Source organism: Kitasatospora sp. NBC_01539, from assembly GCF_045040525.1.
Lineage (GTDB): Bacteria > Actinomycetota > Actinomycetes > Streptomycetales > Streptomycetaceae > Kitasatospora.
On sequence record NZ_CP109390.1, the window covers coordinates 7,100,845 to 7,120,028 of the forward strand.

At 72.5% G+C, this 19,184-nt stretch carries 13 protein-coding genes and 1 pseudogene; 8 read left to right on the forward strand and 6 right to left on the reverse strand.

Annotated features, from left to right (window positions below; translation table 11 throughout):
• The first annotated feature begins 238 nt into the window (after positions 1-238).
• Positions 239-610, forward strand: coding sequence for a YciI family protein (locus OG335_RS30845; RefSeq protein WP_405014414.1), 372 nt, complete (start codon positions 239-241; stop codon positions 608-610).
• Positions 607-1,869, forward strand: a complete 1,263-nt coding sequence (locus OG335_RS30850; protein WP_405014415.1) for an RNA polymerase sigma factor — start codon at positions 607-609, stop codon at positions 1,867-1,869. Before OG335_RS30845 ends, OG335_RS30850 begins: the two co-directional genes overlap by 4 nt.
• 31 nt (positions 1,870-1,900) lie before the next feature.
• Here the strand turns inward: OG335_RS30850 and OG335_RS30855 are convergent, their stop codons facing one another.
• From OG335_RS30855 to OG335_RS30865, 3 genes are all read right to left on the reverse strand, one after another.
• On the reverse strand, positions 1,901-3,145 hold the full coding sequence (locus OG335_RS30855; protein ID WP_405014416.1) for a PP2C family protein-serine/threonine phosphatase: 1,245 nt from the start codon (positions 3,143-3,145) through the stop codon (positions 1,901-1,903).
• A gap of 516 nt (positions 3,146-3,661) precedes the next feature.
• Entirely contained in the window at positions 3,662-5,161 is a 1,500-nt protein-coding gene (locus OG335_RS30860) for a hypothetical protein (protein WP_405014417.1), read from the reverse strand.
• 414 nt (positions 5,162-5,575) lie between these two features.
• Positions 5,576-5,776 (reverse strand): hypothetical protein, encoded by a 201-nt coding sequence (locus OG335_RS30865; RefSeq protein WP_405014418.1) that lies wholly within the window; start codon positions 5,774-5,776, stop codon positions 5,576-5,578.
• An 80-nt stretch (positions 5,777-5,856) separates the two neighbouring features.
• Between OG335_RS30865 and OG335_RS30870 the strand changes: the two are divergent.
• The 4 genes and pseudogenes from OG335_RS30870 to OG335_RS30885 all read left to right on the forward strand — a co-directional run.
• Positions 5,857-6,072, forward strand: a pseudogene (locus OG335_RS30870) (hypothetical protein); the annotation flags it as partial.
• Between the two features lie 186 nt (positions 6,073-6,258).
• Positions 6,259-8,358 carry a hypothetical protein gene (locus tag OG335_RS30875; protein ID WP_405015640.1) on the forward strand — a complete coding sequence of 700 codons (2,100 nt, stop codon included), beginning with the start codon at positions 6,259-6,261 and terminating at the stop codon, positions 8,356-8,358.
• Positions 8,359-9,391: 1,033 nt separating this feature from the next.
• Positions 9,392-10,828 carry a non-reducing end alpha-L-arabinofuranosidase family hydrolase gene (locus OG335_RS30880; protein WP_405014419.1) on the forward strand — a complete coding sequence of 479 codons (1,437 nt, stop codon included), beginning with the start codon at positions 9,392-9,394 and terminating at the stop codon, positions 10,826-10,828.
• A gap of 576 nt (positions 10,829-11,404) precedes the next feature.
• Positions 11,405-11,980, forward strand: coding sequence for a hypothetical protein (locus OG335_RS30885; protein ID WP_405014420.1), 576 nt, complete (start codon positions 11,405-11,407; stop codon positions 11,978-11,980).
• Between the two features lie 123 nt (positions 11,981-12,103).
• Here OG335_RS30885 and pntB read toward each other — a convergent pair whose 3' ends face one another.
• The 3 genes from pntB to OG335_RS30900 form a co-directional block, all read right to left on the reverse strand.
• Positions 12,104-13,567, reverse strand: coding sequence for a Re/Si-specific NAD(P)(+) transhydrogenase subunit beta (pntB, locus tag OG335_RS30890; protein ID WP_405014421.1), 1,464 nt, complete (start codon positions 13,565-13,567; stop codon positions 12,104-12,106).
• A 5-nt stretch (positions 13,568-13,572) separates the two neighbouring features.
• Positions 13,573-15,141 carry a Re/Si-specific NAD(P)(+) transhydrogenase subunit alpha gene (locus tag OG335_RS30895; RefSeq protein WP_405014422.1) on the reverse strand — a complete coding sequence of 523 codons (1,569 nt, stop codon included), beginning with the start codon at positions 15,139-15,141 and terminating at the stop codon, positions 13,573-13,575.
• Between the two features lie 462 nt (positions 15,142-15,603).
• A complete protein-coding gene (locus tag OG335_RS30900; RefSeq protein WP_405014423.1) occupies positions 15,604-16,143 on the reverse strand; it encodes a hypothetical protein in 540 nt (179 codons plus the stop codon).
• 480 nt (positions 16,144-16,623) lie between these two features.
• On the opposite strand from OG335_RS30900, the gene OG335_RS30905 reads away from it, so the two are divergent.
• Both OG335_RS30905 and OG335_RS30910 read left to right on the forward strand, forming a co-directional pair.
• Complete coding sequence (locus OG335_RS30905; protein WP_405014424.1) at positions 16,624-17,670, forward strand: magnesium and cobalt transport protein CorA; 1,047 nt, start codon at positions 16,624-16,626, stop codon at positions 17,668-17,670.
• Between the two features lie 258 nt (positions 17,671-17,928).
• A complete protein-coding gene (locus OG335_RS30910) occupies positions 17,929-19,143 on the forward strand; it encodes a serine hydrolase domain-containing protein (protein ID WP_405014425.1) in 1,215 nt (404 codons plus the stop codon).
• Positions 19,144-19,184 lie beyond the last annotated feature (41 nt).

Here is a 19,184-nt window from a genome sequence, read left to right on the forward strand (position 1 = left end):
GGAGGACCATGAGCACCGCAACGTCCCGGAGCACCGCCGCCGGCCCGCGAAATCCGCTGGTCGGCCTCGATCTGACGCCCTTCACCTTCGCCAGGGACACCGGCGGGGCCTCGGGCGCCGTCCCGCCGCGAAAGAATCGTGCGAGATTACCGGCGGGGGATGTCAAGACGGCGACGGCGGCTCCGACCAACCGGTCGAAGGGCCCCGGCCGGGGCTCGCGAACGACGAGGAGCACGAGATGAAGTTCCTGATCAGCCTGTACATCAACCCGGCCGTGCTGGACGCGCTGACCGACGAGGAGAGGGCGGCGATCGGCGACGGCCACGGCACGTTCATCGAGGCGCTGAAGACGTCCGGCGAGCTGATCACCACGCAGGCGCTGGTCGATCCGTCACAGGCCGCCGTGGTGTTCGTGCGCAACGGCCGGCCGGTGGTGACCGACGGCCCGTTCCTGGAGTCCAAGGAGTACCTGGGCGGTTTCTACCTGATCGACTGCGAGAACCGGGAGCGGGCGGTCGAGCTGGCGGCACGGATCCCGGACGCCGCGATCGAGGGTCTCGGTATCGAGGTGCGCCAGGTGATGTTCGCCGACGGACACCTGGAGGCATGACGGCACCGGGCTTCGAGGACCTGCTGCGCGGGCTCGCGCCGCAGGTCCTCGGCACGCTGGTACGCCGGTACGGCCAGTTCGAGGAGTGCGAGGACGCCGTCCAGGAGGCCGTCCTCGCCGCCGCCGTGCAGTGGCCGGCCGAGGGCGTGCCGAACAACCCGCGCAGCTGGCTGGTGACCGTCGCGACCCGGCGGCTCATCGACAGGATGCGCAGCGACCGCGCGCGCCGCGAGCGGGAGTGGGCGGCGGCCGCCGAGGTGGTGCCCGGGGACGTGCCGGACACCGACGACACGCTCGTCCTGCTGTTCCTGTGCTGTCATCCGACGCTGACCGCGGCGTCGCAGACCGCCCTGACGCTGCGGGCGGTCGGCGGCCTGACCACGGCCGAGATCGCCCGTGCGTTCCTGGTGCCGGAGGCCACGATGGCGGCCAGGATCAGCCGCGCCAAGCAGCGCGTCAGGGCGGCCGGCAGCTCGTTCGGCCTGCCGGACGGCGCGGATCGCGAGGAGCGGCTGCGGGTCGTCCTGCACGTGCTGTACCTGATCTTCAACGAGGGCTACACGGCCTCCTCCGGCAGCGAGTTGCACCGGGCCGACCTCGCGCAGGAGGCGATCCGGCTGGCCAGGGCGGTGCACGCGCGGCTGCCCGAGGACACCGAGGCGACGGGGCTGCTCGCGCTGATGCTGCTGACCAACGCCCGCCGGGAGGCCCGTACGACGGCGGCCGGCGATCTGGTGCCGCTGGACGAGCAGGATCGCGGGAAGTGGGACCGCCGGCTGATCGACGAGGGCACGGAGCTGGTCAAGGCGGCGCTGGCCGGCCCGGCGCTGGGGCCCTACCAGCTGCAGGCCGCCATCGCCGCCACGCACGCCGACGCGGTCACGGCCGGGGAGACCGACTGGCCGCAGGTGCACGCCCTGTACCTGATCCTGGAACGGATCGCGCCCAACCCGGTGGTCACCCTCAACCGGGCGATCGCGCTCGCCGAGACGGAGGGCCCGGCGGCCGGGCTGGCCCTGCTGTCCACCCTGGACGGTGACGAGCGGATGGCCGGGCACCACCGGCTGCTGTCCGTGCGGGCGCACCTGCTGGAGAGGGCCGGCGACAGGGCCGGGGCGTACGAGCACTACCGGCGGGCCGCGAAGTCCACGGGCAGCATCGCCGAGCGGCGCCACCTGGAGTCCCGGGCGGCCCGGGTGAGGCCGTGCGGCCCAGGGCCCTCCGGCCCAGAGCCCTCCGGCTACGGCACCGGGAGGTGAGCCCGCGCGCCGTCACCGAACGACGGGCCGTTCACAGCTCGGGGCTGGCGAGGTGGTCGGCGCTGCCGCCGCGCCACTCGACCAGGAAGAGGCTCGCGTCATCGGTTGTGGTTCCGCCCCGCTCCCGCATCAGTGTGTGCGAGAGGCTTCGTACCATCTGCTGCACTCCTCCACCGGCGGGTCCGACGCGCTCGATGGTGGCGATCAGGCGTTCCTCGCCGAACTGTTCCCCGCCGGAGTCGTGTTCCTCGACGAGGCCGTCGGTGTAGAACAGCAGCCGGTCACCGCGCCGGAGCCGGCGCGCACTGATCTGGGGCGTGTCACCGCCGAAGCCGACCGGCAGGGTTCCGGGGCTGTCCAGGGCCTGGACGACCCGGTGGCCGCGGATCAGGAGCGGTGCCGGGTGGCCGGCGTTGACCCATTGCAGCTCGCCCGTTGCGATGTCCAGGCGCATCATCTGTGCGGTGACGAACTGGTCCGGGCCGAACTGCTCGTCGATCGCGGCATCCATGAACGCGTAGAGCTCGGCGAGCCCGACACCGGCCCGCCTGGCATGCCGGTAGGCGCCGACGGCGACGGTCGCCAGCACGGCGGCGTTCAGTCCGTGGCCCATCGCGTCGATGACGGCCAGGTGCAGGACTTCGTCGTTGAGGGCGTAGTCCAGGCTGTCGCCGGCGACGTTGTAGGCGGGCTCCAGGATTCCGGCGACCGCGACCTGCGGGGTGTTCATCGACAGGGGCGGCAGCAGTGACCACTGGATCTCCGCGGCCACACTCATCGGCTCGCGGCGCCGCGCCTGGAAGAACTGGTCCGTGTAGCCGTTCTTGGTGACCAGCATGTCGGCCACGAGCCCTGCGAGGCGCCGCAGCAGCCGGCGGTCGTCGTCGTCGACGTCGTCGAGGGTGACCACGAGCACCCCGACCTCGTCGCTGCCGTCCAGCAGTGGCAGGAACATCCGTGTCCCGTCGGCCCGGGGGTACTCGGCCGCGGTCGCGCGGAGGAAGACGTCGCCGGCCCGCGAGCCGTCGATGGGCATCGGATCTCCGGTGGTGAGTCCTCTCCCCGGGAGCGGTACCAGCATGAGCTGGCCGTAGTCCTGCAGGAGGATCGAGACGTCCCGGCCGCCGATCGCGCGTATCTCCTCCGCCACCAGCGGAGCGATGAGCTGCGGCGGCATCTCGTGGGCCCGGTCGAGCAACTGGCCCAGCAGCCGTTCACCGAAGCCCTCCGACCGGTTCACCGCAGCCCTGCGGTTCTCCTGCGCGAATTCCGGCATGGGTACCTCGGTTCCCCGCAGCAGCCCTCCGGTCGGCTTCCCTGCCCTGCTCCACGCAGATACGCGAGGGCCTCACCGGCGTCTTCTCCGTCTCAGCATCGCACCGGCTCCCACCCCGCGACACCCGGACGGTACTCGTGCGTCCGGCGGGCCCGGACGCGCGCTTTGCGGAGTAGCCTGGAAGGCGCCGGAGCACTAGCCGGCAGGGCGATCGCGAGGAGGTACATGTGCAGATCAGAGAAGCAGGAGCCCTGATTCTGCGGCTCGTGATCGCGAACTCCCGGCCCGCCCTTTCGGCCGGGGGATGACGGGACCACGCAGGCGTGGGGGGCCGCGGGTACACATGCTGCTGTTCGAATCAGCGTTCATTCAGGGCGTGGGCCGTTTCCGCAGAGATGCGGGGGCGGCCTTTTCCTGCACCTCGTGAACATCGGTGCCGTCCATGACCACTGCCAGCGCGTCGTGGCGGCCGCGTTCTTCCGGGGGCATACGGCTCGAAGCGGTGGGGAGTTGCGGTCACGGGTGTGTCTCCCGGGGATTGTTCGGCCGAGGTGCCCGGGTGGTGCGCAGGTGGTGGGCGGCCTCCTGCGTGAGGGTGTCGGCGGGCCAGCCGGCGAGGGTGGTCAGCGCGGTGCGGCGTACTTCGGGCGTGCTAGCGGTGAGTGCGGACCGCAGCAGGGGCCAGCCGTGTCCGGGGTGGCGTCGCAGGAGATGTGCGAACAGCAGGAGGGCGTGGTCGCGCAGGAGGGCGTGGTCGCGTTCGGGGAGGGGAGTGGTGGCGAGGCGTTGTTCGGCGAGGTCGAGGATGTGTGCGGCGCGCCGGTGGTCGTGGTTGCGCAGTGCATGGGCCCAGGTCGGGTCGAGCAGGGACGGGCCGGTCTCCAGACGTGCCAGGAGTTGGGCCGTGGGGCTCAGGTGCAGGACCTCGGCAGGTCGCAGGGCGAGGTGGAAGTCGGGGCGCCGGGGGTCGGCGAGGTGGTCCAGGACGACGGCACGCCAACGGGGTTCGTGGAGCAGGCGCTCGTAGCGTGCCGTCAGGCTCTCGATGGCGGTGGGCGTCCAGGGCAGTTCCCGGGGCGGGTGGCGGAAGAACATGGCGATGCTGATCAGGTCGCACAGCCGGGTGACGGTGGCCGTCCGGACCTGGATCAGGTCGGCGTAGCGGTGCAGCACGGGTACGGCGTGCGAGTAGTCGGCCAGGCCGGGTGCGGGGCCTCCCTGGCTGTCGGCCATCGCGGCGAGGATTCCCCCGCCGCCGTTCAGGAGCGCGCTGTCGACGTGGGGGCGGCTCAGCGCGCTGTGCAGGCCGCCTGTGGTCGCGGCGAGGTGGGCGAGGTACTCGTTCATGACGGTGTTCCGGAAGCCCTCGCGCAGCAGCCACGCTCTGATGCCGGGGTCGGTGGTGTCGCGCAGTGTTCGGACCGCCTGGATGCGTCCCCAGCCCGCGACCTGTCGGGCCAGGGCGTGGACTGCCGGGTCTCCGTCGGGCTGGGAGCGGTGGAGTGCGACGGCGGCGTAGAGGGTGAGCTCGTCCAGGGTGCCGAGCAGGAGCAGCAGTTCCCGGTCGCGGCTGTCTCCGCCCAGGCCCAGGAGCACCAGGCCGATCTTCACCGGGGTCCGGTGGGTACCGTGCTCCGCCAACTGCCGGCCCAGTCGGCGCAGGCCGTCGGACGGCAGGCCGCGGCGGCGGACCTCGGTGCTGAGCCCGTCGGCGACCTCGACCGGTGAGCAGATGGCCAGGAGGTCGTGGAAGCACCTGAGTTCGTCGCCGCCGGGGCTGGGTTCCGAGGACAGCAGCAGGTGTTCGAGGTGGTCGGCGAGTTCGATGCCGGTGGGAGGCGCGACACCGTCGCCGTCCGGTACGTGTCGTACCAGGGCGTCTTCACCGCCGCCGACGAAGACCGGACGAGTGCCGCCCGGGCGTACATCGGGAAGCGGATCGCCGAACCGCGGCCACGGGCCGGGACCGTGGCGACGACGGAGGGCCCGTGCATGGTCGAAGAGGGTGGGATTCACGCCGGCGACATCGCCGTTGCGCACCCACCACGAGCCGGTCAACGACAGGAGGGCCTCGCGTAGTCATGACGTGGATACTGCCCAACACGGCCGGTCCTGGCAACCGTGAAATCGTCGGCGGGCTCCGTTGCGCCGGGCCCGGCGCTCGTGCGGCATGCCACCCGGCGCTTCCCGTCCCTGTCCGACCGCGGCGCCCGCTCCCCGGTGCGGGCGCAGCGGTGCGCCCCGGCGGGCCGGTGCACGTCGATCGTGCGACCCGGCGCCCCGCTCCGAGCGCGTCGTGCGCCCGGCATCCTGATCTGATGGTCATTCATGAGGTTGGAAATGTACGGTGGTTGGGCGCCGGGTCGGGTGCGATGTCCTCGTCGGGCTCGGTGTGGATTCCGGGCGGAAGGCCGGTCCGCGGCGGAACGCTCAGGTGAGGAACGGGGCAAGAGTGCCGATGGCGCCTACGGCAAGGGTGAGGACGGCGGCGAAGGCGCTGGCGCCGCGCATCAGTGCGGCGGGGTGGGAGGCGCCGTCCAGGCGGGCGAGCTTGCCCGCGACGGCGGCCGCCAGGAGCGCGAGCACGACGACGATTGCGGCGGTGAGCAGGATGGCGGAGGTGCGGTTCACGACGGTCTCCTCTGCAGGGGCGGACTGTTGACGTGACCGAGGGTCGTGCAGAGGGTGTCCGCCGTGGTTCGGACCGAACGATGACGAACATCGTCGGACACCAACGGGCCGGTGGCCGCGTGGGTGGGGTACGGCAGGACGGGGACCGGGAACGGGCACTGGCCGTCCTTCGTGAGAGGCTGACCGACCGCCTGGCCGATGCCCGGTTGAGCAAGACCCAGCTTGCCGCCCGGGCGGGTCTGGGCCGTACCACCGTCCACGAGGCGCTGCGCGGCGAAGCGGGCGCGCCGTCGGCGGAGACGGTGGCCGCGCTGGCGGGCGCGCTCGGCCTGCCGGAGGTGGAGCGCCGGGAACTTCTGGAGCTGCGGCGGACGGCAGCGGCGCATCCCGGTCCCGGGCCAGCGTCCGTGCCAGCGCCGGCGCCAGCGCCAGCGCCAGCGCCAGCGCCCGTGCCCGTGCCTGTGTCGGAGCCGGGCCCGGGCTTGCCCATCCGTGGTTGGGACCCGCACGCCCTGGAGGTCCATCCCGCCGGAACCGTCACCAGGCCGGCCGGGGCTCGCCGGCCGCGGGCACTGCCCGGCTACGTGCGGCGCACCCACGACGGCATCCTGGCGGACGCGGTGAGGGCGGCACAGGACGGCCTCAGCCGGATGCTGGTCCTGGTCGGATCGTCCTCGACGGGCAAGACCCGGGCGTGCTGGGAAGCCGTGCAGCCCCTCGCTGACCGGGGATGGCGGTTGTGGCATCCCGTCGACCCGACGCGGGCCGAAGCCGCGCTCGCCGGTATCCGGCACGTCGGGCCGCGCACGGTGGTGTGGCTCAACGAGGCCCAGCACTACCTCGGCGACTCCCGGGTCGGCGAGCGGATCGCGGCCGCCCTCCACACTCTCCTCAGCGAGTCCGGCCGCGCTCCGGTGCTCGTTCTGGGCACGTTGTGGCCGGAGTTCGCCGACCGGTACACGGCGCTGCCCGCACCCGGCAGCCCGGACCCGCACAGCCGGGTGCGCGAACTGCTGGCCTTCCGCACCCTCACCGTCCCCGAGATCTTCGCCTCCGACTCGCTGGCGGCCGCCGAGTCCCTCGCAAGGGCGGGTGACCGGCTCCTGGCCGACGCCCTGACCCGGGCTGCCGGGCACGGGCGCCTCGCCCAGGATCTGGCAGGGGCTCCGGAGCTCCTTCGCCGCTACGAGCACGGGAGCCCCCCGGTCCGAGCTCTGCTGGAGGCCGCGATGGACGCTCGCCGCCTCGGCGTCGGTCTCCACCTCCGGCAGGACTTCCTCGTCGTCGCCGCCGCCGACTACCTCGCCGACGAGGACTGGGAGGAACTCGCCGAGGACTGGGCCGAATCCGCCTTCACCGACCTTGCCCGCCGCGTCCACGGCAAGCTGGCACCGCTGCGCCGCAACGCCGCGCGCCCTTCCGGCCTGCCGCCGGACCGGCCGACGCCCGGCGCGGAGCCAGGGCCACCGGGAGGGGCCGCGGCGGGTCCGGTGTTCCGCCTCGCCGACTACCTCGAACAGCACGGCCGCGCGACCCGCTGGAGGCTCTGCCCGCCTGCCTCCTTCTGGTACGCCGCGTACAGGCACCTCACCGACCATGACGACCTCAGCTGCCTCGCGGACGCCGCTGAGAGCAGGTACCGGCTGGAGTGGGCCTCCCTCCTCCGGTCGCGTGCCGTCGGCCCCGACGAGGGCCTGACCGGGTCGGCGCGGTCGGGCGAGCCGCACAGGAGCCCGGCTGCCCCCGAAGCGCTCGCTCGTGAGGCCGCCGGCCCTGGCCGGAGCGTCGTCCTGTCCGCCCTGGCGCGGCTGCGGGTGCAGACGACGAACTGGAAGGGCGCGGAACTCCTCTACCGGCTGGCCGCTGACGCCGGGTACGGCGCCGCTCTGGCGGAGCTGGCGCGGCTGAGGGAGCTGTACGGGGACCTGAGGGGCGGGGACGTGCTCGCCCGGCAGGCCGCTGACGCCGCATACGACACGACCTTGGCGGAGCTGGCGCGGCTGAGGGAGCAGGACGGCGACCCGGAGGGCACGGAGGTGCTCTACCGGCGGGCCGCCGAGACCGGGTACGGCGCCGCCCTGGCGGAGCTGGCGCGGCTGAGCCGGCAGGACGGCGACCCGGAGGGTGCTGAAGCCTTCGCCCGGAGAGCGGTCGACGCCGGGTACGGCGCCGCCCTGGCGGAGCTGGCGCGGCTGAGGGAGCTGTACGGGGACCCGAAGGGCGCGGAACTCCTCTACCGGCAGGTCGCTGACGCCGGATACAGCGCCGCCCTGACCGAGCTGGTACGGCTGAGGGACCAGGAGGGGGATCGGGAGGCCGCGGACGTCTCTGCCGCCGGGCCGTCGACGCCGACGTCCCGTTCTCCGGTGCAGCCGGGTGGTCGTGCGGAGCGGGCCCGAACGGGGCGCCCGCTCCAGCCTGGACCTGAGCTGCCGTCGGCAGCGGCGAGCACCGTTGACGGCTCGTCCGACCACGTGCGACCAGAGCCGGCCAGGGGAGAATCGGGTGGGAGCGTTCCGAGAGACGGAGAGCGTTCCGGAGTGCCCGTCCGGGTCTCCGTGACGCGTGCGGGTGGGGAATGAACGCTCCGCGTTCACGGCCCGCCGGGACGACACCCTGATCGACGGTCGAGGGCTCCGGCCGGCGGCTCGGCCTGGTGCGCGTCGACTTCGAGACGCGGAGGCGGACGCCGAAGGCCCCGTACGCCTTGAGCTTTCGAAACTTTCGATGGCCTCTGTCGTCTTCTGTGCCCTGTCGTAGCGGTGATCGCGGAGAGTCGGCTGACTGGTGGTCGGGTTTCCCCGGCTCGCGACGGCGGCCGAGCATCCGGCCAGCGCACTTGCTGGAACGGGTGGGCTTGGGGGGAGTCGACCGTTTCGCTGTTTCGTCCGAAAGTATTGACGGCCTGTCGAGCGTCGGTCGACACTGTCGCCGTCGACACGTCCGAACGACTCCGGAGCCGACTCCTGTGCGCCAACAAGCTTCGGGCGAAACGACAGTGATGACCCATCGTTCCTCACCGCTGCTCGTCGCCACCGATGACCGCCCCGTCCCGTCGCGGTCATCGGTGGCGCAGGGCGGCACCCGCCCCACCCATCCACCCCACCCATCCACCCCAACCCCCACCCGGACCATCGACAGGACGGATCCTCCCGGTGCATTCTCGTCGCCTCAAGGGCGCCAGGATTGAACGTCTCTGGCGGATCGTCAGCCGGGCTCACGTTCTCGCGTCGACTCTCGCAGTCGTCCTGATCCTGCCAGGCGTAGCCGTCGTGAACTGACGTCGGTGGAGGCTCGGAGTCGAGGGCGTTCGTGCGCCATGAATTGTTAGCGTTAACAGTCTGGGTGGGAGGCCCGGTCGATCCCTCCCGCCCGCCGGATCCCGCCCCGGGGGTGCGGCCCACCCGGGGTCGCAGCCCGGTCTGACGAAGTCGGCGGAGCCGGGCAGGCGTGCCGGTCAGAGCCCGGGCGGCACTGTGGGCCCCCGCAGGTCGGGGGCGAGGACTCCTGTCCGGGCCGGTCGGCGGCCATGCATGCGCGCGCTCACGGCGGCGCGCCTATGTGAGCGATAACAAAGCCGTGTGACAGCTCCATCCGTTCACAGAGGAGGTACCCATGCTCGAACAGAGTTCCCCCCGCAGGCAGTTGTCGGTGGTGCTCACCGCCGCGGTTGCGGCCGTGGTGGCGCTGGCGGCGATGCTCGTCGCCGGCCCGGCCCAGGCGGCCACCAGCGGCGCCCTGCGCGGTGTCGCTTCCGGCCGGTGTCTCGACGTGTCGAACGCCGGCCAGAGCGACGGCGCGCTGCTGCAGATCTACGACTGCTCGGGCGGCGCCAACCAGCTGTGGACGTCGACGTCCGGCAACCAGCTGACCGTGTACGGCAACAAGTGCCTGGATGTTCCGGGCCACGCCACCACGGCCGGCACCCGGGTGCAGATCTGGGCCTGCAGCGGCGCCGCGAACCAGCAGTGGCGGGTGAACTCCGACGGCACGATCGTCGGCGTGGAGTCCGGACTGTGCCTGGACGTCACGGGCGGTGCCACGGCCAACGGCACGGCCGTGGAGATCTGGACGTGCAACGGCCGCAGCAACCAGCAGTGGACCGGCCTGTCCGGGACCCCGACCACGCCCCCGCCGACGGGCGGCACCTGTGCCCTTCCGTCGGCCTACCGCTGGACGTCGACGGGCGCGTTGGCGCAGCCGGCGAACGGGTGGGCCGCGGTGAAGGACTTCACCGACGTGGTCTACAACGGCAAGCACCTGGTCTACGCGTCGAACGTGTCGGGATCCTCGTACGGCTCCATGGCGTTCAGCCCCTTCACGAACTGGTCGGACATGGCCTCGGCCGGCCAGAGCGGGATGAGCCAGGCCGCGGTGGCGCCCACGCTGTTCTACTTCGCGCCCAGGAACATCTGGGTGCTGGCCTACCAGTGGGGCGCGTGGCCCTTCATCTACCGCACGTCGAGCGACCCCACCAACCCCAACGGCTGGTCCTCGCCGCAGCCGCTGTTCACCGGCAGCATCCAGGGCTCCGGTACCGGCCCGATCGACCAGACCCTGATCGCCGACGGCCAGAACATGTACCTGTTCTTCGCCGGTGACAACGGCAAGATCTACCGGGCGAGCATGCCGATCGGGAACTTCCCCGGCAGCTTCGGCTCGTCGTACACGACGGTCATGAGCGACACCACGGCCAACCTGTTCGAGGCGCCGCAGGTCTACAAGGTCCAGGGCCAGAACCAGTACCTCATGATCGTCGAGGCCCAGGGCGCGAACGGACGCTACTTCCGGTCCTTCACGGCCACTAGCCTGAGCGGCTCGTGGACCCCGCAGGCGGCCACCGAGAGCAACCCGTTCGCGGGCAGGGCCAACAGCGGTGCCACCTGGACCAACGACATCAGCCACGGCGACCTGGTCCGCAACAACCCCGACCAGACCATGACCATCGACCCCTGCAACCTGCAGTTCCTCTACCAGGGCAAGTCCCCCACCGCGAGCGGCCCCTACGACCAGTTGCCGTGGCGCCCGGGCGTCCTCACCCTGCAGCACTGACCCGCCCGACCCACCGTGACCGCCATCGGGTGCGGCCCGCCTGCGCGTCGACGGACGGTCCACGGCACGGGTAGCTCCACCTGCTGACCGTGCTCACCCTTCGAGGAGCCCCGGCCGTACGTCGGCCGGGGCTCCTCTCCTCCGTGGACTTTCAGCGCGGGTGCGGACTCAAGCGCCGCGGCGCGATCGGCGGTGGGCGGCGGGCGGCCAGCGGCCGGCGGACCGTCGCCGGTGCCCGCCCGCAGCCACCCCACGTGCTCCGAGCTCCCGCGCGTCAGGAGGATGACGTGCCGTCAGCAGGGGGCGGGTGGGGGCCGCGGGGGTGGTCCGGTCATTGCTATCGTGCCGTTGGTCCAATGGTCCGGCGGTCGCGGAGTGTGCCGCGGTGCGTCGGCAGACTCGGGGGAATCCATGACTCATCCGCCGTTGCCCGACCACCAGCCCGACCACTCGTCCGGTCACCAACCCGACCACCAGCCCGGCTACCCGTCCGGTCACCAACCCGGCTACCAGCCCGGTCACCAGCCCTGGCCGCCGCACGCACCCGTCCCGGCGGGGGCCGGCGGGAGATCGAACATGAAGCTCTGGGGAGTGGTGGCCGCAGCGGTCAGCGCGTGCGCGGGAGTTGCCAGCGCGATCGCCGCGTTCACGGGCGGTACGGCACAGCCGTCCGCCGCTCCCGTCACCTCGGCGGCGGTCACCGTGGCGCCGCCGCCCGGTGCGGGTCCCGCCGGGACGAGTACCGCCGTGGCCCCGGCCCCGACTCCCACGGTGGCCTCGCCGGTGCGCTGGACGGGCAAGTGGGTGCTGGGCCTGGAGGGTATCGATCTGACGAAGGTGCCGCCGGCGCGAAGTACCTCGTTCACGTTCTTCCGGCCGGCCGCGGGCCGCAGTGGCAGCAGCGGGATGATGGTCAAGGGCACGGTCGCACGGTGGACCGGGCCCGGGGAGCCCACCGCGCAGGGCTGCCGCGACCTCCTGCTGACCCAGCCGCACGACCAGGTCGACGTGGTCGGGGGCGACACCGTCTGCGTCGTCAACGAGAACTCGCCGATCGCCGTACTCAAGATCACCGATACCCACTACGACCAGGGCAGCTACGGCGAGCTGGATACCGAGGTCACGATCTGGAATCTACGGATGACGAGCTGACGAGCTGACGAGCTGACGAGCTGACGCACCGGCCGCCGCACGGGTCGGACGCCGGGCCGGGCCGAAGCCGGGCGGACCGCCCGGGCCGGTGTGCCCGGGCGGTCCGTTCAGGGGCCGTGCGGTCTAGCCGGCGGCGGTCGGCTGGCGGACGGCGGGGGCGGGGGCGTCCTGGGCCGGGCCGGTGAGGGCCTGGAGGATCGCGTCCACGCTCTGCTTGGCGTCCCCGAAGAGCATGCTGCTGTTCTCGCGGAAGAACAGCGGGTTCTGCACCCCCGCGTAGCCGGACGCCATCGAGCGCTTGAAGACGATCACGTGCTCCGCCTCCCAGACCCGCAGCACCGGCATTCCGGCGATGGGGCTGGAGGGGTCGTCGAGGGCGGCCGGGTTGACGGTGTCGTTGGCGCCGATGACGAGGACGACGGAGGTCTCGGCGAAGTCCTCGTTGATCTCGTCCATCTCCAGGACGATGTCGTACGGCACCTTCGCCTCGGCCAGCAGCACGTTCATGTGTCCCGGCAGGCGCCCGGCGACCGGGTGCACGCCGAAGCGGACGTCGACGCCGCGCTCGCGCAGCCGCCGCGTCAGCTCCGCCACCGGGTGCTGGGCCTGGGCCACCGCCATCCCGTAGCCGGGGGTGATGACCACGGAGCGGGCCCGGCCGAGCAGCGCCGCGGTCTCCTCGGCGCGGATCTCCTGGTGCTCGCCCTGTTCCTCGTCGCCGCCCGTCGGCGCTTCGATGCCGAAGCCGCCGGCGATGACGGAGACGAAGGAGCGGTTCATGGCCCGGCACATGACGTACGAGAGGTAGGCGCCGGAGGAGCCGACCAGCGCCCCGGTGACGATGAGCAGGTTGTTGTCGAGCAGGAACCCGGCGGCGGCCGCGGCCCAGCCGGAGTAGCTGTTCAGCATGGAGACGACGACGGGCATGTCGCCGCCGCCGATCGAGGCGACCAGGTGCCAGCCGAGGACCAGCGCCAGGACGGTCACCGCGATCATCAGGCCCGGGCTCGGGCTCACCGTGAACCAGACCGTCAGCCCCGCGAACGCGGCCAGCGCGCCCAGGTTGAGGGCGTTCTTGCCGGGCAGCGTCAGCGGACGCGAGGCGATCCGGCCGGACAGCTTGAGGAAGGCCACGACGGAGCCGGTGAAGGTGACCCCGCCGATGAAGATGCCGATGACCACCTCGGCGTGGTGGATGCCCAGCAGGCCGCCGGCGACCACCGTCTGGGCCGAGCCGTGGGCCTCGACCTCCAGGTAGCTGTTCCAGCCGACCAGGACGGCGGCGAGGCCGACGAAACTGTGCAGGACGGCGATGAGTTCGGGCATCTGCGTCATCTCGACCCGCCGCGCCCGCCACAGCCCCGCCGCCCCGCCGAGGACCATCGCGAGGACGATCAGGGCGACCGCGCCGGCGGTGATGCTCCGCGACGCCAGGACGACGGTGGCGACCAGGGCGAGGGCCATGCCGGCGATGCCGTAGACGACGCCGGCGCGCGAGGTCCGGTGCTGGGACAGTCCGGCGAGACTGAGGATGAAGAGCAGGGCGGCGACCAGGTCCGCGGCGTGTGAGGCCGTCGTGGAAGTCATCGGGCTCAGCGCCTTTCGGGGGCGGTCGAGAACATGCTCAGCATGCGGCGGGTGACGGCGAAGCCTCCGAAGATGTTCACGCTCGTCAGCAGCACCGCCACGAACGACAGCGCGGTCACGACCCAGCTCTCGTGGCCGATCTGCAGCAGGGCGCCGATCACGACGATTCCGGAGATCGCGTTGGTCACCGACATCAGCGGGGTGTGCAAGGCGTGGTGCACCTTGCCGATGACGTAGTAGCCGATGACCACCGCGAGCGCGAACACCGTGAAGTTCTCGGCGAGTTGGGCCGGAGCGAAGGCGATCAGCAGGAAGACCGCCAGCATCCCCAGACCGATCAGGCCGAACCGCACCGCAGGAGTGGTCCGGGACGGCTCGGGCCCCACCGGTACGGCCGGGGCCGCGGGCGCCGCCCCGGGGGCGGCCGACACGGCGACGGGCGGCGGCGGCCAGGTGACCTCGCCGTCCCGGACCACCGTCACGGCCCGCTGCACCACGTCGTCGAAGTCGATGGTCAGCCGGCCGTCCTTGCCGGGCGTCAGCAGCTTCAGCAGGTTCACCAGGTTGGTGCCGAACAGCTGCGACGCCTGGGTGGCCAGCCGGCCGGCCAGGTCGGTGTAGCCGATGATGGTGACGCCGTTGTCGGTGACCACCGCCCGGCCGGGCACGGTGCCCTCGACGTTGCCGCCCTGGGCGGCGGCCATGTCGACGATGACACTGCCCGGCTTCATCGCCGCCACGTCCTCCGCCGTGACCAGCCGCGGGGCGGGCCGGCCGGGGATCAGCGCGGTCGTCACGATGATGTCCACGTCCTCGGCCTGCTCGTGGTAGAGCGCGGCCGCGGCACGGTCGTAGTCGGCGGAGGTCGCCTTGGCGTAGCCGTCGGTGCTCGCCTCCTGCGCGACGTTCACGCCCAGGTACTCGCCGCCCAGCGAGCGGACCTGGTCCGCGACCTCGGGCCGCGGATCGGTGGCGCGGACGATCGCGCCCAGGCTGGACGCCGCGCCGATGGCGGCGAGCCCGGCCACGCCGACGCCCGCCACGAGGACCTTCGCCGGCGGCACCTTGCCCGCGGCGGTGACCTGGCCGGTGAAGAAACGCCCGAACACGTGGGCCGCCTCGATCACCGCCCGGTACCCCGCGATGTTCGCCATCGAGCTGAGCACGTCCATCGACTGGGCGCGCGAGATCCGCGGGACGGCGTCCAGGGCGAGCGCCGTGACACCGCGCGAGGACAGCGCCCGCACCAGCTCGGGCCGCTGCGCCGGCGCGAGCAGGCCGACGACGGTGGCGCCCGCGCGCAGCCGGGCGATCTCGTCGTCCGACGGTGCGTTGACCTTGAGGACCACCTCGGCCGCCCAGGCGTCGCCGATGCTCGCACCGGCCTCGGTGTAGGCCCCGTCGGTGAATCCGGAGGCCGTGCCGGCCTCCGACTCGACGACGACCTCGTAACCGAGGCCGAGCAGCTGCCGCACCGTCGCGGGCGTCGCCGCGACGCGGGTCTCCCCGGCGGTCGACTCGGCGACGACACCGATGCGCTGTGGTGGGTGGTGGGTCGGGACCTGTGCAGACATGTCTGGTGTCTCTCTCGTCGGAGGCGCTGCTGACCGGGCATCTGCGAAAGCGGCGGGAGTGCTTCACCCACTGGTCGCAGGAACGTACACCTACCCGGCGGTGCGGACCGATACCGTGAGCCAGTGATTAGCCTCACTGCGTGAAGGGGCGCGGCCCGTGCGGGGCAGGCGCGTACGACCCCGGCGGAGGCCGCCGCCAGGTGGGCCACGGTGCCGGGACGGCCGGCAGGGCCGGCCGACCGCCGTCAGGACCGTGGCTGCGGCGACGGCGGGTTACTCCGTTCGATGATCCGGGCGGCCGGTCGGTCGGCACTGCGCGGGGCGCGGTGTGACGTCCGGCCGTCCCGGTGGCGCGGCACCGGCGATGTGGCGTGCCGTCACACCGGCCTGCGGGCGGGCCTGGACGGGGTGACGGCGGGCGGCGCGGCGGCGCGGCGGCGGATCTGCGGGTCGGCCGGGCCGCTACAGGACCGGACCGGTGAGGGTCTCGACGGGCAGGGGCGGCGACGTCCGTACTCTCCTGGTGAGGTTCGCCGGCTCCTCCGGTGGCTCGGCGCCAGTTCGGACGGTCGTGACGTAGGCCCTCGCCTGCTGCGGGCTCAGCCGCGGGGCCTGCTTGCGCAGGTGGCTCATCGCGGCCACGAGCCCGGCGGAGTGGGCGAGCGCGCGGACGGAGGCGGCCGGCGGGTCGGGCGGTCGGGTGCCCCTGGTCTGCAGGAGGTAGTCCTCCTGCCGGCCCTCGTCCTGCCACCAGGCTGCGGGGACGTGGTGGATGCTGCCGTCGTGCCGGTCCACCAGGTAGTGGCTGCCGCCCATGACGCCTCTGTGCTCGGCGCCGGGGCGGTCGCACGCCGCGGTGCTCCAGCGGACGAGCCAGCCGACCGCGAATTCCTCCACGTGACGGACGACCAGGTCGGGGACGGGCCCCTTCCGGGGCCATGCCAGCCGCTGGTCGGCCAGAAGGGACTCGACGAGTTCGACGGCGCGCTCCTCGGGGATCACGAGGTCATCCTGCACCCCGGGTCAACCGGATTCCGGCAGGCCGTCGCCGTCCGCGTCGTGATCCCGGCAGGGCCGTGGACCGTCGGCCGGGGGCGCGGGCGGTGCGCGACGGCGAGGGCGCCCGAGGAGCTCAGGCCGATCAGGGACGGCGGTTCGGCGACGATGCCCGCGGCGGTGACCGAGCCCTGCCCGGGCATCCTCGGGCCCAGGCATCCTCGGGCAGGTCGGGGGCCGAGCACGGACTGTCGACCGTCCGGATGTGCCTGCCCGGCGTGCTGCGCGACCACGAGCCCGGGATGGGCTGGGTCCGGACCGGGTGCCGCCTGCACGCCGTCCGTGCCGGGCCCGGACCTGCGCGGGCCCGGACCTGCGCGGTTCCGGAGGAATCGGAGGAGCATGTGGTGCTGGGGGGCGCGCACGGCGTCACGGACCGCCGAAGGGCGACGGGCGGCAGCGGGGGTGGACGCGAGGAGGAAGGCCATGATCGTCGACTGCGCGCACTACCGCGACGGACGCCGGCAGCACCAGGGCGCGATGCCGCTGGAGGAGGCGGCCGCACGCTGCACCCAGGACGGGTTCGTCTGGCTCGGCATGTTCGAACCGACCGCCGGGGAGCTGGACAAGGTGCGCGAGAGCTTCGGCCTCCACGAACTCGCCGTCGAGGATGCCCAGGCCTTCCACCTGCGACCCAAGGCCGAGCGGTACGAGGACGGCACGGAGCTGGTCATCCTGCGCACCGCGAGGTACGACGACGAGCGGGAGGAGGTCGACACCGGCGAGATCAGCGTCTTCCTCGCCGAACACTTCGTGATCACCGTCCGCCAGGGCGTCGCCAGCGAACTGGCCGACGCCCGCAGCAGGCTCGAACACCGGCCCGAACTGCTGCGCACCGGCAGCACCTCGACACTCTGGGCGATCCTCGACCAGGTCGTCGACGGATACGCGCCCGTCGTCGCCGAACTCGAACGCGACATCGAGCAGATCGAGGCCACGGTGTTCTCCGGGGCGGTCGCTCCGACCGAGCGGATCTACTTCCTGCGCCGCGAGGCCACCGACTTCTACCGCGCCGTGCACCCGTTGCTGGCGGTGCTCGGGCGGCGCCTCCAGCCCGGCAGGTCGCCGACCGGGCTCCTGCCGTACTTCCGCGACGTGCACGACCACCTCCTGCTGGTCGACGAGGAGGTCGCCGCCCAGCGCGACCTCCTGACCACCGTGCTGGAGGCGAACATCGCCGTCATCTCCGTCGAGCAGAGCCGGATCAACCTCCGGCAGACCGCCACGATGGAGCGGCTGACGATCATCGCGACGGTGTTCCTCCCGCTGTCCTTCGTGGTCGGCTTCTTCGGGCAGAACTTCGAATGGCTGGTCGCGCACATCACCGGCTTCACGCGCTTCGTCGTGCTCACCGCCGTCGGACTCCTGCTGCCGTGCCTGCTCCTGACCGTCTGGCTCCGCCGGGAGCGCCGCGCCGCGGAACCGCCGGCACCGACGACGGACGGCACCGACGCCGCCGACGGGAAGAACTGACGTTCCGGCCCCGGGCCCCGGCCGCCGCCGCGGACTGCGCGGTCGTCCTCCCCGGTGCGCGGCGGCCGCCGGACCGCGGTGGCGCACCCCGTGGCACGCGCCGGCGCGGGCGTTCGGCCGATCGGCCGCGGTGGTCCGTCCGGTGGTCCGTACGGATGGACTCGCCGTGCGTGCGCCGGGTGCGCGGGGTCAGGGGCGGTGGCGGGTGGTGACGTGGGCCTCCCGAGGTCCGCCCACTGCTGGAGGAGACATCCCGTCATGCGCCGTGCGCCCGCCCGCCGACTCGCCACCGCCCTGCTCGCCATCTCGACCCTGGTACCCCTCACGCTGATCGCGCCCCAGGCCCAGGCCGTCCAGCCGCGTCCGGCGGCCGCCGCCCCGGCCGACCCGTACGCCGACGACTGTCCGCCCCACGGCCTCGACCCCGCGCTCGTGGCCCGCCTCGACGAGGCGATCGAGGGCACCCGTCAGGAGACCGGCACCCCTGGCGTGATCGTCGGCCTGTGGATGCCGGGCCGGGGCAGCTACATCCGGGCGACCGGGGTGGCCGACACGGCGACGGGCGCGCCGATGACGCCCCGGATGAACATGCGGATCGGCAGCGAGACCAAGACCTTCACCGCGACCGCCGTCCTGGAGCTGGTCGACGACGGGCTGGTGGGGCTGGACGACCCGATCTCCGACTACCTCGACGGTGTGCCCGACGGCGAACACATCACCGTGCGGCAGCTCGCCGAGATGCGGAGCGGCCTCTTCTCGTACAGCGCCGACCCGGATTTCGTGCAGGCCCTGCTCAGCGACCCGACCCGTCCCTTCACGCCGCAGGAGCTGCTGGCCTACGCCTTCGACAACCCGAACGTCTTCCCTCCGGGCACGCGGTTCCAGTACTCCAACACCAACTACATCCTGCTCGGTCTGCTCGTGGAGAAGCTGAGCGGGATGCCGCTCGCCGACTTCCTCCGCGAGCGGGTCACCGGACCGTCCCACCTGCACCGGACCTTCCTCCCGCAGGGCGCGGAGTTCCCGGAACCGCACGCGCACGGGTACACGAACCAGACGCTGTCCGGCGCGGTCGCCGACACGACGGACTGGAACCCGAGCTGGGGCTGGGCGGCCGGTGCGGTGATCTCCGACCTGCACGACCTGCACCGCTGGGCCAAGGTGGTCGCCACCGGCACCCTGCTCACCCCGGAGACCCAGGCGGAGCGGGAGAAGTTCATCACCGTTCCGGGCTTCGACGGCGCCGGGTACGGCCTGGGCCTCTTCAACACCCATGGCTGGATCGGGCACAACGGCTCGCTGCCGGGCTACGAGAGCGTGACGATGTACCTGCCAGAGCAGGACGCCACCATGGTGATCCTCATCAACACCGACATCCTCCACGACGGCTTCGAGCCGAGCACCCTCTTCGCCCGGGCGATCACCTCGATCATCACCCCGGACCACGTCTACGAGCTCCCCGCCGAGGGCTGAGCACACCGCACCGCCGGACGGCCCCCCGCCGTCCGGTGGTG